Raw genomic sequence first — 10,259 nt, 5'->3', positions numbered from 1 at the left:
CGGCAGCGGGGCCTGTCGGCGGACGGGCGGTGCAAGGCGTTCGCGGACGCGGCCGACGGCACCGGCTTCTCCGAGGGCGCGGGCGTCCTGGTGCTGGAGCGGCTGTCGGACGCGCGGCGCAACGGGCGGCGCGTCTGGGCGGTGATCCGCGGCTCGGCGATCAACCAGGACGGGGCGTCCAACGGCCTCACCGCGCCGAACGAACGGGCGCAGCGAGCGGTCATCCGGGCCGCCCTGGCCGACGCCGGACTGGCGGCCGACGGCGTGGACGCGGTGGAGGCGCACGGGACCGGCACGAAGCTCGGCGACCCGATGGAGGCGGAGGCGCTGCTGGCCACGTACGGCCAGGACAGGGACCCGGGCAATCCGCTGTGGCTGGGTTCGTTGAAGTCGAACATCGGCCACACGCAGGCGGCTGCGGGTGTCGGCGGCATGATCAAGATGATGATGGCGATGCGTCACGGGGTGCTGCCCAAGACGTTGCACGTGGACCGTCCCTCGACGCACGTGGACTGGTCGGCCGGGGCGGTCGAACTGCTCACCGAGGCACGGGAATGGAGCGCCGCGACGGACCGCCCGCGGCGGGCCGGCATCTCCGCCTTCGGCATCAGCGGCACGAACGCACACCTGATCCTGGAGCAGGCACCCGAGCCGGAGACACCCGAAGAGACCACTCAACTGCCTTCCACTGAAGGTGAGTTGGTGCCGTGGGTGCTGTCGGCCCGGTCGGAGCAGGCGCTGCGGGAACAGGCGGCCCGGTTGCGGGACCTGGTGGCCGCGGACGCGCGGCTGTCGCCCGCGGGCGTGGGCCACGCCCTGGTGACGACGCGCTCCCTGTTCGAGCACCGTCAGGTGGTGCTCGGCGCCGACCGGGACACACTGCTCACCGCCCTGGCCGCCGTCGCCGACGGTGACGACAGCGGCCTGGCCGGAGCGGTGTCCGCGGTCGCCCGCCCGGGAGGCAGGACCGTGTTCGTCTTCCCGGGCCAGGGGGCGCAGTGGGCCGGGATGGGGCGGGAACTGTGGGAGTCCTCCCCGGTGTTCGCGGCGCGGATGCAGGAGTGCGCCGACGCGCTGGCGCCGTACGTGGACTGGTCCCTGTCCGAGGTGCTCGGGGACGCCGAGGCGCTGGAGCGGGTGGACGTCGTGCAGCCCGCGCTGTGGGCCGTGATGGTGTCGCTGGCCGAGGTGTGGCGCTCGTACGGGGTGCGGCCGGACGCCGTCGTCGGCCACTCGCAGGGCGAGATCGCCGCCGCGTGCGTCGCGGGAGCCCTCTCGGTCGAGGACGCGGCGAAGGTGGTGGCCCTGCGCTCGAAGGCGATCCTGGCGCTGTCCGGACACGGCGGCATGGTGTCCCTCGCACTGCCCGAGGACGACGTCCGCGCGCGGCTGACCGACGGACTGTCGATCGCGACGGTCAACGGGCCCGCGTCAGTGGTGGTCTCGGGCGACGTGGCCGAGCTGGACGCCCTGCTGGCCGCCTGTGAGGCCGACGGGACCCGGGCCCGCCGCGTGCCCGTGGACTACGCCTCGCACTCGGCACACGTGGAGGCCATCCATGACGAACTGACCCGCGTCCTCAAGGGACTTGAGCCGCGCAAGGCCGACGTGCCGTTCTTCTCCACGGTGACGGCCGACTGGCTGGACACCACGACGCTGGACGCCGAGTACTGGTACACCAACCTGCGCCGGACCGTCCGCTTCGAGGACGCGACCCGGGCACTGGCCGCACAGGGCTTCCGGTTCTTCATCGAGACGTCCGCCCACCCCGTCCTCACGGTCGGAGTGGAACAGACCCTGGACGGCGCGGACGTCGAGGCCGCCGTCATGGGCACGCTGCGCCGCGGCGAGGGCGGACTCGCACGGTGGTACCGCTCGGCGGCCGAGGCGTTCGTGGCGGGCGTCCCCGTCTCGTGGGAGACGGCGTTCGCGGACCGCGACGGCGGATGGGTCGAACTGCCCACCTACGCCTTCCAACGGCAGCGCTACTGGCTCGACGCGCCCGCCGAGACCACCGCCGCGAGCACGTCGGACCACCCGCTGCTCGACGCCGTGATCGACCTGCCCGACGACGGGGAGCACGGCGGCCTCGCGGGCAGCGGACGCCTGTCGCTGGAGCGCCATCCGTGGCTCGCCGAACACGTCGTCCACGGCGCCGTCCTGGTGCCGGCGTCGGCGCTGCTGGAGCTGGCGGCGTGGGCGGCGCACAAGGTGGGATGCGACGTCATCGACGAACTCACCCTGGAGACACCGCTGGTGCTGTCCCGGACGGCCGAGCGCGAGCTCCGCGTCGTCGTCGACGGCAAGCGGGTGATCAGCCTGTACTCCCGCGGCGCGGGCGACGCCGCGTGGACGCGCAACGCCGTCGGCGCCGTCGGGTCCGCCACCGGGGACAACCGGGCCGAGGAGACCCTCGGCGCGTGGCCTCCCGCCGGCGCCGTCGGCGTGCCCTTCACGGACGGGTACGACCGGCTGGCCGCCCTCGGGTTCCGCCACGGGCCGCTGTTCCGCGGGCTCAAGGAGGTGTGGCGGCGCGACGACGTCCTGTACGCGGAGGTGGAGCTGCCCGCGCCCGACAGTGCGGACCGGGACCGGTTCGGTATCCACCCGGCGCTGCTCGAAGCCGCGTTGCTCCCGATCGGGCTCGGCAGGACGGTCGACGCCGACGGGCCCGAGGGCCTGCTGGCGTACCGCTGCACGGGCCTGCGCCTGAAGCCGGCCCGCCCCACCGTCCTGCGCGTGCGTCTCGCACCCACGGGGCACCACGCGGTGTCCGTGACCCTCGCGGACCAGGACGGTGCGCCGGTCGGCGCGCTCGCGTCGCTGAGCCTGCGGCCCGCGGACGTCCAGCAGCTGACCGAGCTGGGCTTCGACCAACGGGACTCGCTGTTCCAGGTCGACTGGGTCCCCGTACCGTCCGGCCGCGACCCGGTCCGGTACGCGGTCCTCGGAGACCCGGCTGCGGTCCCGGCGGCCCCCGGACAGGACATCGCCGTCTTCGCCGATCTCGCGGAACTCGCCGCTTCCGGCGGGCAGACACCCCCGGTCGTCCTCGTCGGCATCGACCGCGCGGACGCCGACGCCCACGAGGACACACCCGGCGCCGTCGGGCGGACCCTGCACCGAGTCCTGCGGTGGACGCGGGACTGGCTCGCCGACGACCGGTTCGGCGACGCACGCCTGGTCCTCGTGACGCGGGACGCCTGCCACGACGAGCAGGTGCGCCGCACCGACCCCGCGGCGGCCGCGGTGTGGGGCTTCGTGCGCAGCGCCCAGACCGAGAACCCGGGCCGGTTCACACTCGTCGACACGGACGGCCGCCCCGCCTCGCTGGCCCTCGTCCCGGCGGCGGCCGCAACCGGCGAGGCCCAGCTCAAGATCCGGTCCGGCACCGTGACCACCCCGCAACTGGCCCCCGCCCACGGCACGTCGGCCGCTCCCGGGGCACCCGGCCCCGCGGCGGACCTGCCCGCACTCGGATCCGGCACGGTGCTGATCACGGGAGGCACCGGCGGACTGGGAGCCATGCTGGCCCGGCACCTCGTGGAGCGGCACCAGGTGCGCCGCCTCCTGCTGACCGGCAGGCGCGGTCCCGCGGCCCCGGCGGCGGCAGCGCTGCGGGAGGAACTGACCGCGGCCGGCGCCGAGATCGAGATCGTGGCCTGCGACGTCACCAGCCGCGAATCCGTCGCCGCACTGCTCGCCGCGGTGGAGCCCGAGCACCCGCTGACGGCGGTGATCCACTGCGCGGGCGTGCTGGACGACGGGGTCGTCGAGGCGCTGACCGAGGACCGCGTGGACGCGGTTCTCGCACCGAAGGTGCGCGGGGCCTGGCACCTGCACGAACTCACCTCGCACCTCGGCCTCTCCGCGTTCGTGCTGTTCTCCTCCGTCGCGAGCGTGCTCGGCACGGCGGGCCAGGCCAACTACGCGGCGGCCAACGCGTTCCTCAACGCGCTCGCCGAAACCCGCCACGCGCAAGGGCTGGCCGCCACCTCGCTGTGCTGGGGCCTGTGGGCCGAACGCAGCGCGATGGTCGCCGACCTCAGCGACACGGACGTCGTACGCCTGCAACGCCAGGGCGTGCTGCCGCTGTCGTCGCGGGAAGGGCTCGCGCTCTTCGACGCGGCGCTCGCCCGGGAGCAGCCCGTACTCGTCCCCGCACGCCTGCACCACGGCGCCCACCCGGCGTCGCCGCTCCTGCGCGCGCTGAGCGGAACGCACCCCGGACCCGGTGACCCGGGGAACAGGGAGGAGCCCATCGGTACCGGGCTCGCGCGGCAACTGGGCACGCTGGCCCCGGCCGAGGCGGCAGCGGTCCTGCTCGACGCCGTCAGGACACAGACCGCGCTCGTCCTCGGCCACGCCGACACCGGACGGATCAGCGCCGCGGCGCCCTTCAAGAAGCAGGGCATCGACTCGCTCACGGCACTGGAGCTGCGCAACAGACTGGCGGCGCTGACCGGCATGAAACTGCCCGCCACGCTCGTCTACGACCACCCGAACCCGAGCGCCCTCGCACAGTTCCTGACCGCCCGGATCAGCCCCGGCGCCGACGCGGGCCCGGCCTGCGGGGCCGCCCACCTGGCCAAGGAGATCGAAGGCCTCGGCGCCCGGCTGGAGGACGCGTTCCGCGAGCTCGCGGACGAGGACAAGGCGAACCTCGCCACGCTGCTCGGCGAGGTGCAGGGCCGAGTCCGCTCGATGGCGGGCGCCGGGACACCGGTCGCCCTCGTCGACCAGATCAGTTCGGCCTCGGCGGGAGAACTTCTCTCGCTCCTGGACAAAGAGCTCGGCTAGAGGAGAGCGATGACCAACGACAGCAACGCCGATGTCCTCGACTACCTCAAGCGGACGTCGATCGAGCTCATCGAGACGCGCAAGCGCCTGCAGGCGGTGACGGAGGCCGCGGCCGAGCCCATCGCCGTGGTCGGTGTCGCCTGCCGCTTCCCCGGCGGAGCGACGTCCCCGGAGGCCCTGTGGGAGCTGGTGCGGGCGGGCGCGGACGTCGTGTCGGACTTCCCGGACGACCGCCACTGGGACCTGGAGGGCCTGTACGACCCGGACCCGGACCGGCCGGGCACCTGCTCCACGCGCTCGGGCGGGTTCCTGCGCGACGCGGGCGACTTCGACGCGGAGTTCTTCGGGATCAGCCCGCGCGAGGCGCTGGCGATGGACCCGCAGCAGCGGCTGCTCCTGGAGACCTCGTGGGAGTCCCTGGAGCGGGCCGGCATCGACCCGCAGACCCTGCACGGCAGCGACACCGGCGTCTTCGCCGGCCTCGCGTACTTCGGGTACGGCAACCACTTCTCCACTCCCGAGGCCATCTCGGGTTACGCGCAGACCGGCTCCCTGCTGAGCGTGGCGTCCGGGCGGGTGTCGTACGCGCTGGGCCTGGAAGGCCCTGCCGTGTCGACGGACACCGCGTGCTCGTCGTCGCTGGTCGCCGTCCACCAGGCGGTGCAGTCGCTGCGGCAGGACGAGTGCGGCCTCGCCCTGGCCGGCGGCGTCACCGTCATGGCGATGCCGCAGGTGTTCCGGGAGTTCTCGCGGCAGCGGGGCCTGTCGGCGGACGGGCGGTGCAAGGCGTTCGCGGACGCGGCCGACGGCACCGGCTTCTCCGAGGGCGTCGGCATGCTGGTCCTGGAGCGGCTGTCGGACGCGCGGCGCAACGGGCGGCGCGTCTGGGCGGTGATCCGCGGCTCGGCGATCAACCAGGACGGGGCGTCCAACGGCCTCACCGCGCCCAGTGGACCGGCCCAACAGCGCGTGATCCGGGCCGCGTTGGCGAACGCCCGGGTGCAGGCGGGCGACGTGGACGTCGTGGAGGCGCACGGGACCGGTACGACGCTCGGCGACCCCATCGAGGCGCAGGCGCTGCTGGCCACCTACGGACAGGACAGGGACCCGGGCAATCCGCTGTGGCTGGGTTCGTTGAAGTCGAACACCGGGCACACGCAGGCGGCTGCGGGTGTCGGCGGCATGATCAAGATGATGATGGCGATGCGCCACGGGGTGCTGCCCAAGACGTTGCACGTGGACCGTCCCTCGACGCACGTGGACTGGTCGGCCGGGGCGGTCGAACTCCTCACCGAGGCACGGGAATGGAGCGCCGCGGCGGACCGCCCCCGGCGGGCCGGCATCTCCAGCTTCGGCGCCAGCGGCACGAACGCACACCTGATCCTGGAGCAGGCACCCGAACCGGAGACACCCGAAGAGACCACTCAACTGCCTTCCACCGCAGGCGGGTTGGTGCCGTGGGTGCTGTCGGCGCGCTCGGAGCAGGCGCTGCGCGCACAGGCCGAGAAGCTGCGTGACCTCGCCCTCGCCGAGACGGGCCCGGACATCGCCGATGTCGGCGCGTCGTTGGTGTCGGACCGCACGCGCTTCGAGCACCGCGCGGTGGTCATCGGCCACGACCGGGCCGAACTCCTCAGCGGCCTGGCATCGCTGGCCTCCGGCACGGAGTCCGCCGCCGTGGTGCGCGGCGTCGCCGCGGAACCCGGCGGCTCCGTCCTCATGTTCCCCGGCCAGGGCTCCCCCTGGGCCGGCGCGGCACGGCCGTTGTACGACGCGTTCCCGGTCTTCGCGCAGAGCCTCGACGAGATCTGCGCCCGCTTCGACGCACACCTGCCCTTCGCCCTGAAGCCCGTACTCCTCGCCGACGATCCCGCGGACCGCGACCGCACGGACATCGCGCAGCCGGCCCTGTTCACCTTCCAGGTCAGCCTGTACCGGCTCCTCACGCAGTACTGCCCGCGGCCCACCCACCTGATCGGTCACTCCGTCGGCGAGATCGCCGCCGCCCACGTGTCCGGAGTCCTCGACCTCGACACGGCGACCAGGCTCGTGGCCGCCCGCGGCAGGGTCATGCAGACGGTCACCGAGCGCGGCGCCATGCTGGCCGTCCGCGCCCCGCAGGCCCGGGTGAGCCCGCTGCTCGACGCGTACGACCGCGTCGGCATCGCCGCCGTCAACGGCCCGGAGTCCGTCGTGGTCTCGGGCGCGCGCGACCAGGTCCACGCCCTGCGCGACCGGCTCGTCGCGGACGGCACCTCGGCGAAACTGCTCGCGGTCGACCACGCCTTCCACTCCCCGCTGATGGACCCGGTCCTGGACGAGTTCGCGGCAGCGGTCCACGAACTGCCCGCGGGCGAGATGCAGATCCCGATCGTCTCGACCCGGTTCGGCCGCGAGGCCACGCTCCAGGAGCTGACGTCCGTCGCGTACTGGGTGCGCCACGTCCGCGAACCCGTCCGCTTCCACGACGCGGTCGAGTGCGCCCGCGCGGCCGGTGCCGACGTCTTCCTCGAAGTGGGGCCGGGAGCGACGCTCGCGAGCGTCACCAAGGAGTCCTTCGCCGGCGAAGGCGTGCACGACGCGCTGGTCCTGTCCTCCTCGCGGCGCGAGCGCGGCGCGGTCCGGGCACTGCTCGACGCACTGGCCCATCTGCACGTCCGCGGCGGTTCGGTGGACTGGGACGCCCTGTTCGGGGCGCGGCGCCGGGTGGACCTTCCGACGTACGCGTTCCAGCGGCAGCGGTACTGGCTGGACTTCCTGGCCGCGATGGAGTCGGCGGACGTCGCCTCCGCCGGTCTGACGGCCCCGGACCACCCGCTGCTCGGCGCCGTGGTGGAGCACCCGGGAACCGACGAAGTGGTGTTCACCGACCTGTGGTCCCTGCGCACCCACGACTGGCTTGCCGACCACACCGTGTTCGGCGCGGTCGTCGTACCGGCGACGGCCCACATGGACCTCGCCCTGTCGGTCGGCGCGTACGTCGGATGCACCGTGGTCGAGGAACTCTCCCTGGAAGTACCCCTGATCCTTCCCGACCGGGGCGACGTACAGGTGCGCGTCGCCGTCGGCGCGCCGGACGCGACGGGACGCCGCTGCCTGGACGTGTACGCGCGCCCCGGCGAGGACGCCCCGGCGGTGGGTGGCTGGACGCGGCACGCGAGGGGAACCCTCGCACCGAGCGCATCGCGGGCCGCCGCCGCGTGGTCCGAGGACGCGCGCCCGCTCGCCGTCTGGCCGCCGGCCAAGGCGACGCGCCTCGACATCGGCGGACTCTACGACGCCTTCGCCGACGCGGGCTTCGACTACGGCCCGACGTTCCGCGGGCTGCAAGAGGTCTGGCGGCACGGCGACGACCTGTTCGCCCTCGCCGCCCTGCCGGAGACCGCCGCAGGCGCGGCCGACGGCGCGTACACACTCCATCCGGCACTGATCGACACCGTCCTGCACGCGGCCGTGGCCGGCGGCTTCGTCGAGGTGACGGGCGAGCAGGGCTGGATGCCCTTCGCGTGGTCCGGGGTCGACCTGGTCGGCGCGTGCGGCCCGCGCGTGAAGGTCCGGCTCACCCGGGTCGGCGAGGGCGTCGTCTCCCTGGCCGTCGCCGACGAGCACGGCCGCGCGATCGCCCACGTCGAAGCGCTGACGTTCCGCCCGGCGAGCGCCGGACAGGTGCGCGCGGCGCGCGGCGGACCGAAGCAGTCGCTGTACGAACTGCGATGGCGCCCGGCCCGGCAGAGCCCGCGGACCCACCCCGGACAGTGGGGGGTCCTCGGCCCGCGCGACGGCCTCGCCGCACGGCTGCCCGAAGCGGGCGACGCCAATGTCGCGGTCTACGCGTCCCTGGAGGAGGTCCTCGCCACAGGGGCGGCGGCGCCGGGGCACCTCGTGCTGTGCCCCGACGACTTCTCCGCCGCCGACCCCGACCTGCCGGCCGCGGTGGGCAGCGCCGACAAGCGCGTACTGGAATGGGTCCAGCGGTTCCTCACGGAGGACCGGCTCGCCGACTCCACGCTGGTGGTGCTCACCCGCCGCGCCCTGCCCACCGACGCCACGGAGAACGTCGAGAGCCTCCCCGGCGCGTCCGTGTGGGGCCTGATCCGGTCCGCGCAGACGGAGCACCCCGGCAGGTTCCGGCTGGTGGACATCGACGACGAGAGGACGTCCCGGGCGCGCTTCCCGGACGCGCTCGCCCTCGACGAAGCCCAACTGGCCCTGCGCGACGGCGCGTTCCTCGTCCCGCGCCTCACGTCCGCCGCACCCGAGGACCACCGGATCGAACCCCCGGCGGACGGCGCCCACCGGCTCGGCATCCTGCGCAAGGGCACGCTGGAGAACCTGACCTGGGTCCCGTGCCCCGAAGTGGAGGCGGCCCTGACGAGCGGACAGGTCCGCATCGCCGTGCGGGCCGCCGGGCTCAACTTCCGTGACGTCACGATCGCGTTGGGCCTGGTGGACCGTACGGCCATCGACGCCGGACTCGGCAGCGAGGGCGCCGGAGTGGTACTGGAGGTCGCCGACGACGTGACCCGGTTCGCGCCGGGCGACCGGGTGACCGGCATCTTCACCGGCGCCTTCGGCCGCGTGGCCGTCGCCGACCACCGCATGCTCACCCCCGTCCCCGACGGATGGAGCTTCGCCGAGGCGGCGTCCGTGCCGACCACCTTCCTCACCGCCTACCACGGACTCTTCCACGTGGCGAAGCTCGAGAAGGGGCAGCGGATCCTCATCCACGCCGCGGCAGGCGGCGTCGGCATGGCCGCCGTCCAGCTGGCGCAGCACGTCGGCGCCGAGGTCTACGCGACCGCGAGCCCGGCCAAGTGGCCCGTCCTGCGCGGCATGGGGCTGGACGACGCGCACCTGGCGTCCTCCCGGGACCTCGGCTTCGCCGAGACGTTCCGCGCCTGTGGCGACGGACACGGCGTGGACGTCGTACTGAACTCCCTCGCGCACACCTTCGTCGACGCCTCGCTGACCCTGCTGCCCGACGGCGGCCACTTCGTCGAGATGGGAAAGACGGACATCCGCGACCCCGAGCAAGTGGCGGCCGACCACCCCGGAGTCGACTACGAGGCCTTCGACCTCTACGAGGCGGGCCCGGAGGCGATCCACGAGATGTTCCGGACCGTCATGGAACTGTTCGCCGACGGGCGGATCCGGCCGAACCCGGTCTCCGTACGCGACATCCGCGACGCCCGCAGGACGTTCCGCGAGATGAGCCAGGGCCGCCACGTCGGCAAGCTGGTCCTGGAGGTCGGCGGCGGCTTCGGCGGCGGCACCGTGCTGGTCACCGGCGGGACCGGGGGAGTGGGCTCACTGGTGGCGCGGCACCTCGTCGCCGAACACGGCGTGCGCAGCCTGGTGCTGGCGAGCCGCCGGGGACCGGCGGCCGACGGGGCAGCCGAGCTGGTCGCGGACCTGCAGGACGCGGGCGCGGCCGTCCGCGTCGTGGCCTGCGACATCGC

At 73.9% G+C, this 10,259-nt stretch carries 2 protein-coding genes; both read left to right on the top strand.

Annotation, left to right across the window (positions count from 1 at the left end):
- A partial coding sequence (locus G3I40_RS33960) for a type I polyketide synthase (protein ID WP_164558678.1) occupies positions 1-4,800 on the top strand: 4,800 nt, incomplete at its 5' end.
- A gap of 9 nt (positions 4,801-4,809) precedes the next feature.
- The coding region (locus tag G3I40_RS33955) for a type I polyketide synthase (RefSeq protein WP_164558677.1) at positions 4,810-10,259 on the top strand (5,450 nt) is incomplete at its 3' end.

Origin of the sequence: Streptomyces sp. SID14478, assembly GCF_010548525.1 — a bacterium.
Classification (GTDB): domain Bacteria; phylum Actinomycetota; class Actinomycetes; order Streptomycetales; family Streptomycetaceae; genus Streptomyces.
The sequence above is the reverse complement of the archived record's forward strand: the minus strand, read 5'-3'. Positions and strand labels throughout refer to the sequence as shown.